Annotated in this window: 14 protein-coding genes; 7 read left to right on the top strand and 7 right to left on the bottom strand. The window is 74.3% G+C overall.

The window, feature by feature from the left end; all coding sequences use genetic code 11:
• Positions 1–96 precede the first annotated feature (96 nt).
• Positions 97–669: a PadR family transcriptional regulator gene (locus ACH4VO_RS11010; RefSeq protein ID WP_360990579.1), complete on the bottom strand. Its 573-nt coding sequence runs from the start codon at positions 667–669 to the stop codon at positions 97–99.
• Positions 670–754: 85 nt separating this feature from the next.
• A complete protein-coding gene (locus ACH4VO_RS11005; RefSeq protein WP_360990582.1) occupies positions 755–2,770 on the bottom strand; it encodes an NADPH-dependent 2,4-dienoyl-CoA reductase in 2,016 nt (671 codons plus the stop codon).
• A 227-nt stretch (positions 2,771–2,997) separates the two neighbouring features.
• Here ACH4VO_RS11005 and ACH4VO_RS11000 point away from each other — a divergent pair, with 227 nt between their 5' ends.
• Together ACH4VO_RS11000 and ACH4VO_RS10995 are read left to right on the top strand one after the other, a co-directional pair.
• On the top strand, positions 2,998–3,525 hold the full coding sequence (locus ACH4VO_RS11000) for a DoxX family protein (protein WP_360990585.1): 528 nt from the start codon (positions 2,998–3,000) through the stop codon (positions 3,523–3,525).
• A gap of 79 nt (positions 3,526–3,604) precedes the next feature.
• Positions 3,605–4,447, top strand: a complete 843-nt coding sequence (locus ACH4VO_RS10995) for a DUF1206 domain-containing protein (RefSeq protein ID WP_360990588.1) — start codon at positions 3,605–3,607, stop codon at positions 4,445–4,447.
• 144 nt (positions 4,448–4,591) lie between these two features.
• Here ACH4VO_RS10995 and ACH4VO_RS10990 read toward each other — a convergent pair whose 3' ends face one another.
• Together ACH4VO_RS10990 and ACH4VO_RS10985 are read right to left on the bottom strand one after the other, a co-directional pair.
• On the bottom strand, positions 4,592–5,968 hold the full coding sequence (locus tag ACH4VO_RS10990; RefSeq protein WP_360990591.1) for a deoxyribodipyrimidine photo-lyase: 1,377 nt from the start codon (positions 5,966–5,968) through the stop codon (positions 4,592–4,594).
• Positions 5,965–7,479 (bottom strand): SDR family oxidoreductase, encoded by a 1,515-nt coding sequence (locus ACH4VO_RS10985; protein ID WP_360990593.1) that lies wholly within the window; start codon positions 7,477–7,479, stop codon positions 5,965–5,967. The genes ACH4VO_RS10990 and ACH4VO_RS10985 overlap by 4 nt, the downstream gene beginning before the upstream one ends.
• Before the next feature lie 205 nt (positions 7,480–7,684).
• Between ACH4VO_RS10985 and ACH4VO_RS10980 the strand changes: the two genes are divergently transcribed.
• From ACH4VO_RS10980 to ACH4VO_RS10965, 4 genes are read left to right on the top strand one after another with little or no spacing between them, the layout of a single operon-like run.
• Positions 7,685–9,157: a polyprenyl synthetase family protein gene (locus ACH4VO_RS10980; protein ID WP_360990596.1), complete on the top strand. Its 1,473-nt coding sequence runs from the start codon at positions 7,685–7,687 to the stop codon at positions 9,155–9,157.
• Positions 9,151–10,674 carry a phytoene desaturase family protein gene (gene crtI, locus ACH4VO_RS10975; RefSeq protein ID WP_360990598.1) on the top strand — a complete coding sequence of 508 codons (1,524 nt, stop codon included), beginning with the start codon at positions 9,151–9,153 and terminating at the stop codon, positions 10,672–10,674. The genes ACH4VO_RS10980 and crtI overlap by 7 nt, the downstream gene beginning before the upstream one ends.
• Positions 10,671–11,666: a phytoene/squalene synthase family protein gene (locus ACH4VO_RS10970; protein WP_360990601.1), complete on the top strand. Its 996-nt coding sequence runs from the start codon at positions 10,671–10,673 to the stop codon at positions 11,664–11,666. Before crtI ends, ACH4VO_RS10970 begins: the two co-directional genes overlap by 4 nt.
• Complete coding sequence (locus ACH4VO_RS10965) at positions 11,663–12,676, top strand: DUF5914 domain-containing protein (protein ID WP_360990604.1); 1,014 nt, start codon at positions 11,663–11,665, stop codon at positions 12,674–12,676. The genes ACH4VO_RS10970 and ACH4VO_RS10965 overlap by 4 nt, the downstream gene beginning before the upstream one ends.
• 230 nt (positions 12,677–12,906) lie before the next feature.
• Here the strand turns inward: ACH4VO_RS10965 and ACH4VO_RS10960 are convergent, their stop codons facing one another.
• From ACH4VO_RS10960 to ACH4VO_RS10950, 3 genes are read right to left on the bottom strand one after another with little or no spacing between them, the layout of a single operon-like run.
• The gene (locus tag ACH4VO_RS10960; protein WP_360990607.1) at positions 12,907–14,451 is read right to left on the bottom strand and encodes an FAD-dependent oxidoreductase; all 1,545 of its coding nucleotides are present in this window, start codon (positions 14,449–14,451) and stop codon (positions 12,907–12,909) included.
• Complete coding sequence (locus ACH4VO_RS10955) at positions 14,451–15,176, bottom strand: methyltransferase (protein WP_360990609.1); 726 nt, start codon at positions 15,174–15,176, stop codon at positions 14,451–14,453. The genes ACH4VO_RS10960 and ACH4VO_RS10955 overlap by 1 nt, the downstream gene beginning before the upstream one ends.
• On the bottom strand, positions 15,173–16,411 hold the full coding sequence (locus ACH4VO_RS10950; RefSeq protein WP_360990612.1) for a lycopene cyclase family protein: 1,239 nt from the start codon (positions 16,409–16,411) through the stop codon (positions 15,173–15,175). Before ACH4VO_RS10950 ends, ACH4VO_RS10955 begins: the two co-directional genes overlap by 4 nt.
• A gap of 193 nt (positions 16,412–16,604) precedes the next feature.
• Here ACH4VO_RS10950 and ACH4VO_RS10945 point away from each other — a divergent pair, with 193 nt between their 5' ends.
• Entirely contained in the window at positions 16,605–17,105 is a 501-nt protein-coding gene (locus ACH4VO_RS10945) for a MarR family winged helix-turn-helix transcriptional regulator (protein WP_360990615.1), read from the top strand.
• Positions 17,106–17,169: the final 64 nt, after the last annotated feature.

Raw genomic sequence — 17,169 nt, 5'->3', positions numbered from 1 at the left:
GCAGTGGCTGCACACCTACAATCACCACCGCGGACACACCGCGCTGAAAGGCCAACCACCCGCCAGCCGCGTCCCCAACCTCACGGGTCAATACAGCTAGGAAACGGCCCCCGTGCCGTCCCGGTCGCCGCCCGCTCCCGTCCCGTCGAGTTCGCCGATGGCCCGGGTCAGCCACCCCGTCCAGAACGTCTCCAGATCGATGCCCCCGCGCAGCACCAGATGCCGCAACCGGTCCTCGTCCGCCGTGCGCTCCGGCGGGAAGTCGCGCCGCTCGATCTCCTCGTACTCCGCCAGCTGCTCCCGGTGCAGCCTCAGGTGCCGGCGGAGCTCCGCCACGAGACCGGGCGCCCCGACCACCGCCGCCGCCCGCATCCTCAGCAGCAGCGGGTCGCGCACAGGGCGCGGGTCCTCGGCGAGCGCCACCCAGCCGGCCAGCTCGTCGCGCCCCGCGGGCAGCACCTCGTACTCCTTCTTCCGCCCCCGGGCCGGCTGCGGGGACGGCAGGACCCTGATCCGGCCCGCCTGCTCCAGCTTGCCGAGCTCGCGGTAGATCTGCTGGTGCGTCGAGGGCCAGAAGTAGCCGATCGACCGGTCGAACCTACGGGTCAGCTCCAGCCCCGACGACGGCTTCTCGAGCAGGGCGGTGAGGATCGCGTGCGGGAGTGACATGGTGTGCATCCTAGGGACGGCCGGACCCGGGCCGGCCCGCGTATCACGGCCGTCCGGCCCGGTGCGCGGGCGCGGCCCGGGGGCCTCAGAGCTCCGCGGCGAGCTCCGTGCCCTGGCGGATCGCACGCTTGGCGTCCAGCTCGGCGGCCACGTCGGCCCCGCCGATCAGATGCACCGGGCGGCCCGCCGCGCGCAGCTCCTCGTACAGCTCACGGCGCGGTTCCTGGCCCGCGCACAGGACGACGGTGTCGACCGGCAGCAGGTGCTGCTCGCCGTCGACGGTCAGGTGGAGGCCCGCGTCGTCGATCAGGTCGTAGGACGCGCCCGCGATCATCGTGACCCCGCGGTGGCGCAACTCGGTGCGGTGGATCCAGCCGGTGGTCTTGCCGAGCCCCGCCCCGACCTTGGCCGCCTTCCGCTGGATCAGGTGCACCGAGCGCGGCGGCTTCGGGCGCTCCGGGGCGCGCAGCCCGCCCCGGTCCGCGTAGGAGGTGTCCACGCCCCAGTGCCGGAAGAACACCTCCGGGTCCAGGCTCGCCGCGTCACCGCCGTCCGTGAGGAACTCCGCGACGTCGAAGCCGATGCCGCCCGCCCCCACGATCGCGACCCGCTCGCCGACCGGGGCACCGTCACGCAGGACGTCCAGGTAGCTGACCACACTGGGGTGCCCGACGCCGGGTATCGCGGGGGAGCGGGGCTCGACGCCGGTGGCCAGGACGATCTCGTCGAAGCCGTCCAGTTCGGCGGAGGTGGCACGGGTGGACAGCCGGACGTCGACGCCCTCCTCGGCGAGCCGGGTGCGGAAGTAGCGCAGCGTCTCGTCGAACTCCTCCTTGCCGGGGACCCTGCGCGCCACGTTCAGCTGGCCGCCGATCTCGCCGGCCGCGTCGAAGAGCGTGACCGCGTGCCCGCGTTCGGCGGCCGTGACCGCGCACGCCAGCCCGGCGGGGCCGGCGCCCACCACGGCGACGCGCTTACGGGTACGGGTCGGCGAGAGCACCAGTTCGGTCTCGTGGCAGGCGCGTGGATTGACCAGGCAGGAGGTGATCCGAAGGCTGAAGATGTGGTCCAGGCAGGCCTGGTTGCAGCCGATGCAGGTGTTGATCGCGTCCGCGCGGCCCGCGGCCGCCTTGGCGACGAAGTCCGGGTCGGCGAGGAAGGGCCGCGCCATCGACACCATGTCCGCGCGCCCGGAGGCGACAATCTCCTCGGCCAGCTCCGGGGTGTTGATGCGGTTGCTCGTCACCAGGGGCACGGAGACGGCGCCACGCACCTTCTCGGTCACCCAGGTGAACGCGCCGCGCGGGACGGAGGTCGCGATCGTGGGGATGCGGGCCTCGTGCCAGCCGATTCCGGTGTTGATGATCGTCGCGCCGGCCGCCTCGATCTCACTCGCCAGCCTTACGACCTCCTCCAGGGTGGAACCGCCCGGTACGAGGTCGAGCATGGAGAGCCGGTAGATCAGGATGAAGTCGGGGCCGACACGCTCGCGGACCCGGCGCACGATCTCGACGGGGAATCGGATGCGGTTCTCGTAGGAGCCGCCCCAACCGTCTTCGCGGTGGTTGGTCGCGGAGACGACGAACTCGTTGATCAGATAACCCTCGGAGCCCATGATCTCGACGCCGTCGTAACCGGCCTGCCGCGCGAGTCCCGCCGCCCGGACGAAGTGCTCGATCGTCTCCTCGACCTCGTCACCGGTCAGGGCGTGCGGGGTGAACCCGCTGATCGGGGCCTTCAGGGCGCTGGGCGCGACCAGGTCCGGGTGATGGGCGTAGCGGCCGAAGTGCAGGATCTGCATCGCGATCCGGCCGCCCGCCGCGTGCACGGCGGCGGTGACCTCGGCGTGCTGCTCCGCCTCGGCCTCGGTGGTCATCTTGGCGCCGCCCGGGAAGGAGCAGCCCTGCTCGCAGGGCGCGATGCCCCCGGTGACCATGAGCCCCACCCCGCCACGCGCGCGGGCCGCGTAGAAGGCGGCCATCCGCTCGAAACCGCGCTCGACCTCCTCCAGGCCGATGTGCATCGATCCCATCAGCACCCGGTTGGGAAGGGTGGTGAAGCCGAGATCGAGCGGGCTCAGCAGAGTGGGGTACGGGCTCATGGGGGTCTCCTCGCGCGGTGTCGTCCTGCCAGTTGTAAACCACCGCTCCGAGTTTGTGCAACAAGTTGCACAATGACGTCGGTCGCACCCTAAGACCTGCTCGCGCAGTCGCCGCACGGGCGAGCCACGCATGGCGTAGCACCATCGCACCCCGCCGTCCCGGTCCGGCGAGAGTGGGTGCGTACGGCTGCGCACCGCCACCCGTCACTCGCCGACAGGAGACACCCATGAGGGCCCTCAACCGACGTGACCTCGGACTTCTCGTACTCAGGGTCGGTACAGGTGCCGTCCTCGCCGCCCACGGCAGCCAGAAACTGGCCGGCTGGTTCGGCGGCGGCGGTATCCAGGGCACCACCGCCGCGATGGAGGCCATGGGCTTCCACCCGCCCAGGCGCAGCGCCGTCGCGGCCGGGGTCGGCGAGGCCGGCAGCGGGATCCTGCTGGCTCTCGGCCTCGCCACGCCGACAGCGGGGGCCGCGGCCGCCGGCACGATGGCCGGTGCGGTGGCCGTGCACGCCCCGGCGGGATTCTTCGCGATGGGCGGCGGCTACGAGTACCCGGCGTTCCTCGGCTTCACCGCCGCCGCGATCGGCCTGACGGGTGCCGGCCGCTACTCCGTCGACCACGTCACGGGCCACCTCTTCGACAAGCCCTGGACCGTCGCCCTCGCGTTCACGGGCAGCGCCCTTGCCGCCGCCGCGGTCGTGGGCCGGCGCGCCAAGGGCCGGACCGCGGAGGACGCCGAGGAGGCCTGAGCCGACCTCGGAACGTCCGGATCGGTCCGGTCGGGGCCGGAGAGGGCATTGATCGCCCGTTCAGGGGAATCCGGCGTTCATGAATACGAACGCACTGACGGTGAACGGACGGAACCGGGCAAGAGGGGCGGCGAACAGCAGAGCCATGGAGGTGGGAGCCCGTGCGGGATTCGTCGCACGCGGGGTGATCTACCTCCTGGTCGGCGTGCTGGCCCTGCGTATCGCCTTCTCCGACGGCGGCGGGAAGCAGGCCGACCGCGGAGGAGCCATCGCGGAGATAGCCGACAAGCCCTTCGGCAGCGTCCTGTTGTGGGCGCTCGGTGCGGCCCTGGCCGCGATGTCACTGTGGCGCCTCTCCGAGGCGTGCTTCGGCCAGGCAGGCCCCGACGGCCGCAAGCCGGGCAAGCGGGCGGCGGCGGCCGGACGCGCCGTCTTCTACGCCTTCGTCGCGTACTCCGTGCTCTCCTACGCCGCCGGTGACCAGGGCAGTGGCAGCGGGTCGAGCGACCGGCAGACCGACGACGTCACCGCCCGGGTCCTGGGCTGGACCGGAGGCCAGTGGCTCGTCGGAGTCGCGGGCGCCGTCGTCACCGGTGCCGGGCTCTGGATGGCCTACCGGGCTGTCACCCGTGCGTTCCACAAGCGCCTGAAGCTCTCGGAGATGTCCAGGAAGGCCCGCCGCGGGGTCGACGTGCTCGGCGTGTTCGGCGGCACCGCCCGCGGTGTCCTCTTCGCGACGGCGGGCGGCTTCGCCGTTGCCGCAGCCGTCCGGCACGAACCGGGCAAGGCCAAGGGCATGGACGACACCCTGCGGTCGTTCACCGAGACCCCCGCCGGGCCCTGGCTGCTGGCCCTGATCGCGCTCGGCCTGGCCGCCTTCGGCGCCTTCTCCTGGGCCCAGGCCCGCTGGCGCAAGATCTGAACGGCGGACCGCCCTCCCCACGCCCCCGTCGACGGACCCGCCGACGAGCTCACCCCGACGACGGACCACGACGGGGCCACCGACGAGCCCGGCTCTACGGTGGACCGCCCATCGGCTCACCCGCCCCGTACGTGCGCGATCCGCTCAGTCGAGCCCTCGTGCGTCCCGGAACCGGGCCAGGCCCTCCGCCAGCCCGACCAGCGGTTCCGGGTAGCCCGCGCGGAGCCCGGCCGTGCGTACCTTCCACGGTTCGTGCACCGCGGCTCCCTCGATTCCCGCGAGCTCCGGGACCCAGCGGCGCACGTACACACCCTCCGGGTCGTAGCGCTTGGCCTGGACAAGGGGGTTCAGTACCCGGTTGGGCCGGCTGTCGGTGCCGGTGCCCGCCATCCACTGCCAGTTGAGCTGGTTGTTGGCGAGGTCGCCGTCCACCAGCAGATCCAGGAAGTGGCTGGCTCCGACGCGCCAGTCGACGTACAACGTCTTGACGAGGAAACTCGCCGTCAGCAGCCGCCCCCGGTTGTGCATCCACCCCTCGTGGCGCAGTTGGCGCAGCGCCGCGTCGACCAGCGGATATCCGGTGCGGCCCTCCTTCCACGCCTCGATGTCCTCCCGCGCCGACCGCTCGGTGCGCCAGCGGTCCCCCTTCGGGCGGTAGTCACTGTGGGCGGCCTGCGGCCGCGCGGCCAGGACCTGGTGGTGGAAGTCCCGCCAGCACAACTGCCGTACGAAGGCCTCCGCGCCCGGTCCGCCCGCAGCACGGGCCCGGTGGACCAGCTCCGTGGGGGAGAGCGTGCCGAAATGCAGATGCGGTGACAGACGTGAGGTGGCGTCACCCGCCAGGTCGTCCTGAAGGGCCTCGTACGCCCCGAGACCGTGACGGCACCAGCCGGCGAAACGTGCCCGGCCCGCCCGCTCCCCGCCCTCGGCGAGCCCCGCCGACACGCCCGCGACGCCCGCCCGGGCGGGCAGCGCCGCCGAAGCGGCCGCTTCCGGGACGCGTACGGAGCGGGGCGCGTCGAAGGGGGCCCGCAGCGGTGCCCCGGACCAGCGCCGGAAGTACGGGGTGAAGACGGCGAAGTGGTCCCTGCCCGCCCCCGAGGGCGTCACCTCGCCCGGTGGGACGGCGGTGATCACCGCGTCGTGCACGTACAGCCGGCATCCCCGTGCCCCGAGCGCCTCGCGCAGCCGCTCCTCACGGAGCCGGGCGTATGCGCTGACCCCGGCCGACATGTGCACGGCGTCCGCGCCGGCCGCGTCGACGACCCGGCAGACCTCGCCCGCCACGTCCCCCTGCCTGACGACGAGCCGGCCGCCGCGGTCGCGGAGCCCGGCGTCGAGATCCCGCAGGCAGTCGGCGAGGAACGCCCGCCGGTTCGGAACGGCGAATCCGGCACCCTCGACGGCGTCGTCCAGGACGAACAGGGGAACCACCTCGCCGGCCGACGCCAGGGCCGCGTGCAGAGGCGGATGGTCGTGCAGCCGCAGGTCCGACGTGAACAGGACGACCGCGGTGCTCACGACCGTGGCCGCGCGTCCTGCTCGCGGGCCGCCGCCCGGGCGATGTTGCGCGCCATCCCGCCGAAGACGACGGCGTGGAACGGCGACACGCTCCACCAGTAGGCGTGACCGAGCAGACCGGACGGATGGAACACCGCCCGCTGCCGGTAGTGCGACCGGCCGCCCGGCCCCTCCAGGGCGTACATCTCCAGCCAGGCGAGGCCGGGCAGCCGCATCTCGGCGCGCAGCCGGAGCAGACGGCCCGGTTCGATCTCCTCGACCCGCCAGAAGTCCAGCGAGTCCCCGACGCGGAGCCGCTCGGCGTCCCGTCGGCCCCGGCGCAGGCCGACCCCGCCCACCAGCCGGTCCAGCCACCCCCTGACCGCCCAGGCCAGCGGGAAGGAGTACCAGCCGTGGTCACCGCCGATGCCTTCGACGACCCGCCACAGGGCCTCGGGCGGGGCGTCCACGTCCAGCTCGCGCACATCCGTGTACAGGCTCCCGCCCGCCCAGTCCGGGTCGGTGGGCAGCGGATCGCTCGGAACGCCCGGGGTGGCCGCCGACGACCACCTCGTCGTCACCTTGGCCTCGCGGACCCGCTGCAGCGCGAGCGACATGGCCGTATCGAAGGAGGAGGGCTGCCCCGGGCCGTCCGGGACATAGCGCTCGATGTCGTGCTCGTGGCAGACGACCTCGTACCGCAAGGACTCCGCCAGCGGGCGCGCGATGGAGCGGGGGACGGGAGTGACGAGCCCGATCCAGTGACTGGACAGCCGTGGGGTCAGCACCGGCACCGGCAGGATCAGCCGGTGCGGCAGTCCCGCGATCCGCGCGTAGGCCTGCATCATGTCCCGGTACGTCGTGACGTCCGGCCCGCCGATGTCGAAGGCGCGGTTCACGTCCTCGGGCATGCGCGCACTGCCCACGAGGTAGCGCAGCACGTCCCGGACCGCGATCGGCTGGATCCGCGTCGACACCCAGCTCGGGGTCACCATGGCCGGCAGCCGCTCGGTGAGATACCGCAGCATCTCGAACGAGGCGGAACCGGAACCGATGATGACGGCCGCGCGGAGCACGGTCGTCGGCACGCCCGAAGCGAGGAGGATCCGGCCGACCTCGGCGCGCGAGCGCAGATGCGGTGAGAGCTCCTCCTCCGGCATACCGGCGGGGGTGAGCCCGCCCAGGTACACGATCCGGCGGACCCCGGCGGCACGTGCCTGCTCGCCGAAGATCCGGGCAGCCTTACGGTCCGTCTCCTCGAAACCGCGGCCCGCGCTCATCGCATGCACCAGGTAGTAGGCGACATCGATGTCCCGCATCGCCTCCCCGACGGACTCCGCGTCGGTCACGTCCCCCCGGACGATCTCGGCCTCGCCCGCCCACGGGTAGTCCCGCAGCTTCCCCGGGCTCCGCGCCAGACACCGCACCCGGTGACCGGCCTTCAGGAGCTCGGGCACCAGGCGGCCCCCGATGTACCCCGTCGCCCCGGTCACCAGGCACCGCAGACCCGCTTGCTCGCCGTCGTTTTCCATGGTCCTCCGCTCCGCCCCCAGGGGGAGCCCTCAGTTTTTCGCCCCCCACGCCCTCCAAGGGGCATTCCGCCCGGCGTGTCGCGCGCGTGCGCCGGGGTACGCGGAGGCTTCACACGATTGCGGGCCCGGTAACACCGGGGCGGAGCCGCCTGTTGTGGTCCCCTCGGATCACGCCCACCCACCGCTGCGACCCGAGGGACATGCGATGCGCCGTCACCCGACGGAGGACACCCCCTTCGCCGACGCCCGGCCGGGCCCGGAGAGCCGGGCCGTCACCGTGCCCGTACGCGCCGACGAGCAGGACGGCCACCCCGGGGACGGGCCGCACCCGGCGCCCCCGGCCGAGCACCTGGCGGCCGTGGACGCGGACGTAGCCGCGGCGGTACTGCGCACGGCCCGCACAGTCCTCGGGGAACGGCTGGGCAGGTCCGCCGCCGTCGACCCGGTCTTCGCGTGTGACGTCGCCGAACGGGTGGCGGAGTTCACGCTGGACGGCGGCAAGCGCCTGCGGCCCGCGTTCCTCTGGTGGGGCATGCGGGCCTGCGGCGGGCGGGCGGTGACGGCCGCGCTGCGACTCGGGGTCGCCCTCGAACTCATCCAGACCTGTGCGCTGGTCCACGACGACGTCATGGACGGCTCGGCACTGCGGCGGGGCCGGCCGGCCGTGCACGTGGGCCTCGCCGCACTGGCCCGTACGGCGGGGGACCCGGCGCGGGCCGAGGCGTTCGGCAGGTCCGCGGCGGTGCTCGTCGGTGACCTCGCCCTGGCCTGGGCCGACGACACCGTCGCAGACACCCCCATGGCCCCGGAGGTCCGCGGACGCGTGGGGGACGTCTGGCAGGCGATGCGCACCGAGATGGTGGCCGGCCAGTACCTCGACCTGCACGGTCAGATCACCCGCTCACGCTCACCGGAGCAGGCGCTGCGCGCGGCCTGCCTCAAGAGCGCGCTGTACACCGTGGAGCGCCCGCTGGCCCTCGGCGCGGCCCTGTCGGGCGCGGAGCGGGACACCGCCCGCGCTCTCTGCGCGGCCGGCCGCTGCGCGGGCATCGCCTTTCAGTTGCGTGACGACCTGACCGGGGTGTTCGGGGATCCGGCCGGCAGCGGCAAACCGTCGGGCGGCGACATCCGCGAGGGCAAGGCGACCTACCTGCTGGCCGTGGCCCGGGCACGCGCCGGGGAGGCCGGGGACCTGGAGGCCGTACGCCTCCTCGACGCGGTCGTGGGCGACCCGGGTCTCGCCGAGGACGAACTGGCACGGGTACGCGAGGTGCTGACGGCGACCGGCGCCCGCGCCGCCGTCGAGGACGAGGCGCGCCGGCTCGCGGAGCAGGCCGTACGGCACCTGGACGGGGCGGCGGTCGAACCCGACGCGGGCCGCGCGCTCGCCGCCCTGTTCGAGAACGTCGCCACGGGGCACCGGGAGAAGCGGCCCGCACCGCCGGGCCCAGTCCCGGGCGCCGGACCGACCGGAACGGGTGCGGCAGCCGCTGGAACAACCGGCACGTCCTCGGCAGCCGCTGGACCGACCGGCCCGGTGTCGAAAGCCGCCGGACCGACCGGAACGGCTGCGGCAGCCGCCGGACCGCCCCCCACGGCCCCCGCCGCCACCCGCCCGTCGTCCGGGCGCCGCGGGGATCCTGCCGTCCCGGCCGAAGGAGGGGAGCGCCGGTGCTGACCGTGAAAGGGAGAACAGACCACGTCGTGGTGATCGGCGCGGGCCTCGCGGGCCTCTCCGCGGCGCTCCACCTGCTCGGCGCCGGCCGCCGTGTGACGGTCGTCGAGCGGGACGACGCACCCGGCGGCCGGGCCGGGCGCCTGGATCTGGCCGGCTACCGCATCGACACCGGGCCCACCGTCCTGACCATGCCCACCCTGGTCGAGGACGCCTTCGCCGCGGTCGGCCACCACCTCGGCGACCGGCTGGAACTGGTGCCCCTCCACCCCGCCTACGGCGCACGGTTCGCCGACGGGACGCACCTGGACGTCCATACCGAGGCCGGCGCGATGGAAAGCGCGGTCGAACAGTTTGCCGGGCCCCGCGAAGCGGCCGGCTACCGCAGACTCCGGGCGTGGCTGGAGCGCCTCTACCACGTACAGATGCGCCGGTTCATCGACACCAACTTCGACTCGCCCCTCCAACTCCTCCACCCCGACCTCGCCCGCCTCGCCGCACTCGGCGGCTTCGGCCGGCTGGACGCGCGGATCGGGCACTTCGTCAAGGACGAGAGGCTGCGCCGGGTCTTCTCCTTCCAGGCCCTGTACGCCGGAGTGCCCCCGGCCCGGGCGCTGGCCGCCTACGCCGTCATCGCGTACATGGACACCGTGGCCGGCGTGTACTTCCCCCGCGGCGGCATGCACGCCCTGCCCCGCGCCATGGCGGCGTCGGCCGCCGAAGCCGGGGCGCGGTTCCTCCACGGACAGGCCGTCACCCGGCTGGAGCGCTCCGGCGACCGGGTCACCGCGGTCGTCACCGACCACGACCGCATCTCCTGCGACGCCGTCGTCCTCACCCCCGACCTGCCCGCCGCCTACCGGCTCCTGGGCCGCAGGCCCCGCCGCCCTCTCGCCCTGCGCCACTCCCCGTCGGCGGTCGTCCTGCACGCCGGCACGGACCGCACCTGGGCCGGACTGGGCCATCACACGCTCTCGTTCGGCTCCGCGTGGAAGCGCACCTTCCACGAACTCACCCGCGCGGGCACGCTCATGACCGACCCGTCCCTGCTCATCACCCGCCCCACCGCCACCGACCCCGGCCTCGCACCTGCGGGCCGACACCTCCACTACATCCTGGCGCCCTGTCCCAACACCGACATCGGCCCCGACGCGCGGGCATGGGGCGAACTGGCGCCCCGTTACCGCGACAGCCTGCTCACCGTGCTCGAGAAGCGGGGGCTGACCGGTATCGGCTCCGCCATCGAGGAGGAGTGCCTGGTCACCCCCGTCGACTGGACCGCCCAGGGACACGCGGCCGGGACCCCGTTCTCCGCCGCCCACACGTTCCCGCAGACGGGCCCCTTCCGCCCCCGCAACCTCGTACGAGGCGTCAGCAACGCCGTACTCGCCGGCTGCGGCACCACTCCGGGCGTCGGCGTGCCGACCGTGCTGATCTCGGGGAAGCTGGCGGCGGCGAGGATCACCGGACTCCGTCAGCACACCACACCCCGAGCCGCACAGAAAGGCACCTCCGCATGACCGCCCGCGAACTCGACGCGGCAGGCATCCGCGAACCGTCCCTGCGCGCCGCGTACACCGCCTGCCGCCGGCTCAACGCCCGCCACGGCAGGACGTACTTCCTCGCCACCCGGCTGCTCCCCGCCGACCGCCGCCCGGCCGTGCACGCCCTCTACGGCTTCGCCCGGTGGGCCGACGACATCGTGGACGACCTCCACAGCGGCGCCACCCCCCACGAGCGGGCGCTCGCCCTGACCCGCCTCCAGGAGCAGCTGGAGGCCGGGCTGCGCGGGGGCCCCACCCGGGAGCCGGTGATCCGGTCGCTCGCCCACACGGCCGCCACCCACGGCATCGAACACCGCCTCTTCACCGACTTCATGGCATCCATGCGCAGCGACCTCACGGTGACCGGATACGCCACCTACGAGGAACTGGGGCGGTACACGCACGGATCCGCCGCCGTCATCGGCCTCCAGATGCTGCCGGTGCTGGGCACGGTGGGCCCGCGCGCCGAGGCCGCGCCGTACGCGGCGGCACTCGGCGTCGCCTTCCAGCTCACCAACTTCCTCAGGGACGTGGGCGAGGACCTGGACCGAGGCCGCCTGTACCTCCCCGAGGACCTGCTCGCCGCGCACGGGGTCGAGCGGCAGCGCCTCGAACGGAGCAGAGCGACCGGGACCCGTGACCGGCGCGTCGACGACGTGCTGAGGGCCGCCGCCGCGCACAACCGCACCGTCTACCGGCAGGCCCTGCCCGGACTCGCCCTGCTCACCCCCGTGTCACGTCCCTGCATCCGCACCGCGTTCGTCCTCTACAGCGGCATCCTCGACGCGATCGAGGCGGACGGCTACGCGGTCCTCCACCGCCGGGCGGTCGTCCCGCGCCGGCGCCGTGCCGCTGTCGCCCTCGACGGACTCGTGCGTGCCCTGGCCGCCAGATCGGTCACCTCCGGGCCCGGCGGGCGGCGGCGTTCCGGCCCCCCGGTGCGGCGGGTGCACGGGGAGGCGGCGTGAGGCCGGAGGGCCGGAGGGGGCGCGGCCGCCTCCCCCTGCGGCTGCGCCCCGCGCCCGTCCCCTGGGAGAAGCAGCGCCCCACCTGGCAGGATGCCCGGCCCGCCCTGATCGCCGGGGCCCTCGCACGCGCCCAGGCCCGTCCCTCCGGGAACTGGTACGTCATCGGCGCCTCCCGGGCGGTCACCTCGGACCGTCCCTTCGGCCGCACCGTCGCGGGCGTCGAAGTGGTGGCCTGGCGCGATGCCGCGGGCAGGCTGCTCGCCGGCCCCGGCGTCTGCCCCCACCTCGGCGCCCCGCTGCGTGACAGCAGGGTCCGCTGCGGCACCCTCGTCTGCCACTGGCACGGACTGGCTCTGAACGGTGAGCCGTTCGCCGGCTGGGAGCCGCTGCCCGCCCACGACGACGGCGTACTGGCCTGGGTGCGGCTGGACTCCGTCGGCGGCGAGACACCCCTGGACCACCCGGTGGTCCCGCCGAGGCCGGAGGCGGCCGGCGCGGTCGACGCCGTGTACGGGGCGACCGGCGTCTGCGAACCCGAGGACGTCGTGGCCAACCGGCTGGACCCCTGGCACGGCGCCTGGTTCCACCCGTACTCCTTCGTCGACCTCACCGTGCTCGACCCGGACGCCGGCGACGACCCGGACGGCGAGGGCTTCGCCGTGGACGTGTCCTTCAAGCTGACCGGACGGGTCGTGGTCCCGGTGCGGGCCGTCTTCACCGCACCGGAGCCCCGCACGGTCGTCATGCGGATCGTCGAGGGGGAGGGACTGGGGTCGGTGGTCGAGACCCATGCCACCCCACTGGGAGACGACGGCACCGGCCGGCCGCGGACCCTGGTGACGGAGGCCGTCGTGGCCGCGTCCGACCGCCGCGGTTTCACCGTGGCCCGTGCGGCGGCGCCTGTGCTGCGCCCGCTGATGCGCGCCTGCGCGGGACGGCTCTGGCGGGACGACCTGGCCTATGCCGAACGGCGCTTCGAGCTCCGCAGCACGGGGCGCTTCCCGGGCTGAGCCGACGCCGCCGGCGGCGGCGACGGCGACGGCGGCCGACGTCGAGGGGGACACGGGTGAATCCGTGGAGAGCGGGGCGGAGGCCCCGGCGGAGGCGGCCGGCACCGAAAAGAGCGCGAGCCCGCCGAGACCCCCGGCGACCGAGACGGCCGCGCGTCTCGGCGGGCCGGCTGACCGGCCCCGGGATCGGCCCGTCGCCGCCCGCCGGTGCGTGGGCGCTCCCCGGCCGGTCAGTCCGTGCCCAGCCGGGCCAGCGCCCGCAGGGCGGCCGACCGTCCCGTCCGGGGAACCGTCCAGAGCGTCTGCCCCCGCACCCCCCAGCCCTCCAGAAGGGCGTTGGCGGCGAGGAATCCACTCGTCGCCGCCCGCTCCATCAACGCCACCGGAAGCCCCGTACGGACCAGATCGCCGGCCACCACCACCCGCGGGTCGGGCGTACGCACGGCGGGCCGGTCGGGATAGCCGCCCACCGGGAACAGCGGGCAGTCGGCCCGCCACTCGTGCCGTACGTCCACGAGGCGCGCCTCCCCGGTCTCCGGGTAGACCCGCCGCAGCTGGGCGACGACCTCCGCCTCGACGGCCGCGCGGTCCGCCCCCGGGTCCACGGCGTACGCGTGGAGTTCGACGACCGACCCGCCGCCGCGCCGCGACCACCGCGCCGCCTCGCCCTCCCACCGTTCCAGCACGCTCACGTTGTCCAGCGGGCCGTACCCGCTGGTGCCCAGGAAACCCGGCCGGTCCCGCGCCACCGGTCGGTCCAGCCAGAGACGGGACACCAGGAACGGCGGGGCCGTCCGCAGCCGCGCGATCCGCGCCCGCCAGCCCGCGTCGCCGAGCCCGGGAGAGGCGGCGACGACCTCGGTCAGCCCGCCGGTGTCCAGGGCGAGGACGACGGCGTCATGGCGCCGGGTCCGGCCGCCCGCGGTGACATCGAGTCCCGTGCCCGACACCGGGGCCACCCGCTCCACGGCGGTGCCGGTGCGCATCCGCACGCCGTGGCCTTCCAGATACCGCCCCAACGGCTCCCACAGCGCCTGCGGGAACGGCTCGTCCGGCACGTCGAACAGCAGGCCCTCGCTCGACCCGAGGAAGTAGATATGGAACATCAGGACGAGTTCGGCGGCGGACAGTTCCCGCGGGTCGGCGAAGAAGCTCCGCGAGAACACCTCGAAGGCCAGATGGTGCGCGGCCTCGGGGAAACGGATGCGGGTCAGGAAGTCGCGGGCGCTCGTCCGGTCGAGCCGGGCGTAGACCTCGGGGACCCGCACGTCCAGCAGGGGCAGCGCGGCCCGCGGATTCATCCGGAACAGGTCCCCCCAGCCGAAGGCAGGGCTGAGCGCGACGAAACCCAGCGCGCTCAGGGGCGGCGTACGCGGTACCCGGGCGAAGCTGTCGTACAGGCCGGAGCCGTGCCGCAGCGGATAGTCCGGCAGCGGTGTCAGCGTGGTGAGCCCCGGGTCCACCCGGCGCACCAGTCCGCGCAGGTTGTAGTACTGCCGGAAGAAGGCGTGGAAGCCCCGGCTCATGGTGGCTCCCGAGCCGTCGGCGAGCCGTACCGGCCATCCCGCGAGCCGCCCTCCCAGACCAGTTCCGCTCTCGTACAGCGTCACGCGCGCCCCGCGCTCGGCCAGGGCGGTGGCGGCCGACAGCCCGGCGATGCCGCCGCCGATCACGGCGACCCCGGGCGCGGCGCCCAGGAAGCGCGCCGCACCGCCCGGCGGCAGCAGGACCGCCGCCCGCCGGTCCCTGCCCCGTCGCGGCACCCCGCCCCTCATCAGAAGCCCGTGCCCGCGCCGGGCCCGCGCCCGACGAACGTATGGCAGATGCCCGTCTGCCAGCCAGGCAGCGGGAGCGCGCGGACCCCCGTGAAGCCCGCCCGGCGCAGCCGGCCGGCGAACGCCGGAGCCGTGTCGAACTCCAGGACGCTGCACCACAGATGGCGGTAGAGAGGACCGTCCCCGGCGAGTCGCCCGGCCGGCATCACGAGGGTCCGGCAGACCGCCGTCCGCAGGGCGCGGTGCGTCCTGCCGCCGGCGAGCGTGTACTCGTGCACGCCGATGCGGCCGCCCGGTGCGAGGAGGCGACGTACGCGGGCGAGGACACCGTCGGGGCCGCCGACGTTCCTGAAGAGGTATGCGGCGAACACCGTGTCGAAGGTGCCCCGCACCCCCTCGTCGGCCAGCCGCTCTGCCGGAGCATGCGCGAAGGACACGTTCTTGGGGCAGTCCTTGGCCGCCGCCCGCTCCAGCATCCCCGGGGAGGCGTCCACGGCCACGATGCCCGCGTGCGGGGTCGCTGCCAGCAGGGCCGCGGTCGAGGCGCCGGTCCCGCAGCCGAGGTCCAGCAGGCGCCTGCCCTGCCCGCCGTCCGCCAGGCCCAGCCGGCGTGCCGACCGGCGTACGGGGGAGTGAGAGCCCGTATTGACCGCGACGGGCCGGTCGCAGGAGACGGCGGCACGGTCGAAGGCGGTGGACAACTCGGCGTCGCGCAGGAGCGTCATCGGTCGGTCTCTTCCTGGTCGGACGTGCGGGGGAGGTGCGGGAACGGCACGGCGGGGCCGCGTCCTCGTGCGAGGAGAGGGAGTTCGGCGACGGTACGGAGCATGGGGAGTACGGGCGTCCGCACCCCGACGAGGAGGTCCTCGTGCAGGCGGCCGGTGCCGTCCAGGAAGCGCAGCAGCCGTTCCGCCGGGACCCTGCGGAAGAGACCCGGGAAGAAGTCGGCCCCGTGCACCCTGCCGCTGTCCAGTGCGCGCAGCATCACCGCGTCCATGGCCCGCGGCCACGCCTGGTACGGAGGCGGCACCCGTGGCGGGCGGCCGTCGCGCAGCCGCGCGGCGACGGTCCGGCTCTGCCGCTGCACGGCGGCGAAGGTGTAGCCCGTGGACGGCCGCGTCGCCCCGCCCGCCGTGCCGATGCGGAAGACCGACCGGCCCGCACGGTGCGGGAAGCGGCCGTCGGTCATGGGGATGACGCCGCGTTCGACGGCGGACACCGAGAAGGCACCCAGCCGGAGCACCTCGCCGGTGTAGTGCAGCAGGGCCCGCTCGTACTCCTCGGCACGCAGCACGCTGCGGGAGAACTCCGTGTACTCCACCAGGGCCTCGCTCGGCCCGAGCGGAAGCACGTAGCCGAACGACAGTCCGTGCGGCGGCTGCGGGGTCCGGAAGTCCATCAGATCGGCCACGGCGGGGTCGAACACCGGCCGTTCCGTACGGACGAACCAGCCCGTGAAGTGCTGGAGCAGCGTGGTGCGGGCCGGCGGGAGCCGCCCCGGAGGCCGCGAGTCGAAGACCCACGAGGCCCGCAGGACGAGCCTGTCGCCCCGGGCGTCGTGCGCGATCACCTCACCGCCGCCCGGCGCGTCGCGCACGCTCTCCACCGTCGCCTCGACCCTGCGGACGTTCGCCGCGGTGTCGAGCCGGGCGTTCACCAGTGCTTCGAAGGCGTCCGACCGCAGCATCTTGTAGCGCAGGCGCCCGGGTTCGGCCACCGTGGCCGCTCCCGACGCGTCCCGTACCCGCAGCCGCTCCCAGGAGGCCGACAGGACGGAGTCGTACTCCCCGCCCGGCGGCTCCCAGTAGCACCAGGTGCGCGGCGGTGGCCGCAGCGGGCCCGGGGGCGGGTCGACCAGGAGTACGGACGGCGACCCGGTGCCCGGCCCGGCACACAGCCGGTGGACGAGGCTCAGTCCGGCCGCACCGGCACCCACGACGACGATCTCCGCATGCGGCACGGCGCCCCCTTCTGTCCTGCGGACGGTGGCTCGGCGAGCGGGCCGTGGGGCCCGGGTGCTTACGGTGCCGATACTTCCCGAGCCGGGTGCCTCCCGGGTGCTCGCGACGCGCGGACAGAGAGAATTCGCCCGGCCGGTACGGTCGCGGCCGGCCGGGCCCGTGCGCCGGGGAGGGTGCGGGGCCCGCTCTACTATGGGTGCCGTGGACAGTGCTGACGCTCGCGGGGGAACCCACGCCGACCGATCCGCCGGAGCGGAGCTCCAGGCGCTCGCCGTCCAGCTGCGCCGGGTCAACGGCGAGGTCAACCGGCTGGTCCACGCCTTCGCCCACGCCCAGGGGCTGCACGCGACCGACGTACAGGCCCTCGCGGCCATCCTCGACGCCGACGCTCCATTGACACCCGGCCGGCTGCGTGAGCACCTCGGTCTGACGTCCGGTGCCGTCACGGCGTGCCTGGACCGCCTGGAGCGCTCCGGCCACGTCCGCCGCTCGCGCGAGAGCACCGACCGGCGCGTGGTGCACCTGTACTACGAGCCCACGGCCAAGGCGGCCGCGCGCTCGTTCTTCATGCCGCTGGCCGGCGCGGCTTCCCGGGCCCGGGAGGCCGCGGGACCCGGCGAGGTGGAGGCGGCGCTCCGCTTCCTGGGCCGCCTCAACGGCGAACTGTCCCGGATACAGGCCCCTCCCCGCTGAGGCCCCTTCAGGGCCCTCGCTGGACACCACCCCGCACAGCCACGCTAATCTATTTCAATCATTG

The organism is Streptomyces sp. NPDC020780, from assembly GCF_044334475.1.
GTDB lineage: Bacteria > Actinomycetota > Actinomycetes > Streptomycetales > Streptomycetaceae > Streptomyces.
This window is presented reverse-complemented; position numbering and strand designations above follow the sequence as displayed.

Bases quoted from the DNA above. Each gene is read 5' to 3' on its own strand.
- ACH4VO_RS10995 (WP_360990588.1), top strand. From the start codon at position 3,605: ATGAATACGAACGCACTGACGGTGAACGGACGGAACCGGGCAAGAGGG.
- ACH4VO_RS10955 (WP_360990609.1), bottom strand. From the start codon at position 15,176: ATGACGCTCCTGCGCGACGCCGAGTTGTCCACCGCCTTCGACCGTGCC.
- ACH4VO_RS10985 (WP_360990593.1), bottom strand. From the start codon at position 7,479: ATGGAAAACGACGGCGAGCAAGCGGGTCTGCGGTGCCTGGTGACCGGG.
- ACH4VO_RS11005 (WP_360990582.1), bottom strand. From the start codon at position 2,770: ATGAGCCCGTACCCCACTCTGCTGAGCCCGCTCGATCTCGGCTTCACC.
- ACH4VO_RS10960 (WP_360990607.1), bottom strand. From the start codon at position 14,451: ATGAGGGGCGGGGTGCCGCGACGGGGCAGGGACCGGCGGGCGGCGGTC.
- ACH4VO_RS11010 (WP_360990579.1), bottom strand. From the start codon at position 669: ATGTCACTCCCGCACGCGATCCTCACCGCCCTGCTCGAGAAGCCGTCG.
- ACH4VO_RS11000 (WP_360990585.1), top strand. From the start codon at position 2,998: ATGAGGGCCCTCAACCGACGTGACCTCGGACTTCTCGTACTCAGGGTC.
- ACH4VO_RS10970 (WP_360990601.1), top strand. From the start codon at position 10,671: ATGACCGCCCGCGAACTCGACGCGGCAGGCATCCGCGAACCGTCCCTG.
- ACH4VO_RS10945 (WP_360990615.1), top strand. From the start codon at position 16,605: ATGGGTGCCGTGGACAGTGCTGACGCTCGCGGGGGAACCCACGCCGAC.
- ACH4VO_RS10980 (WP_360990596.1), top strand. From the start codon at position 7,685: ATGCGCCGTCACCCGACGGAGGACACCCCCTTCGCCGACGCCCGGCCG.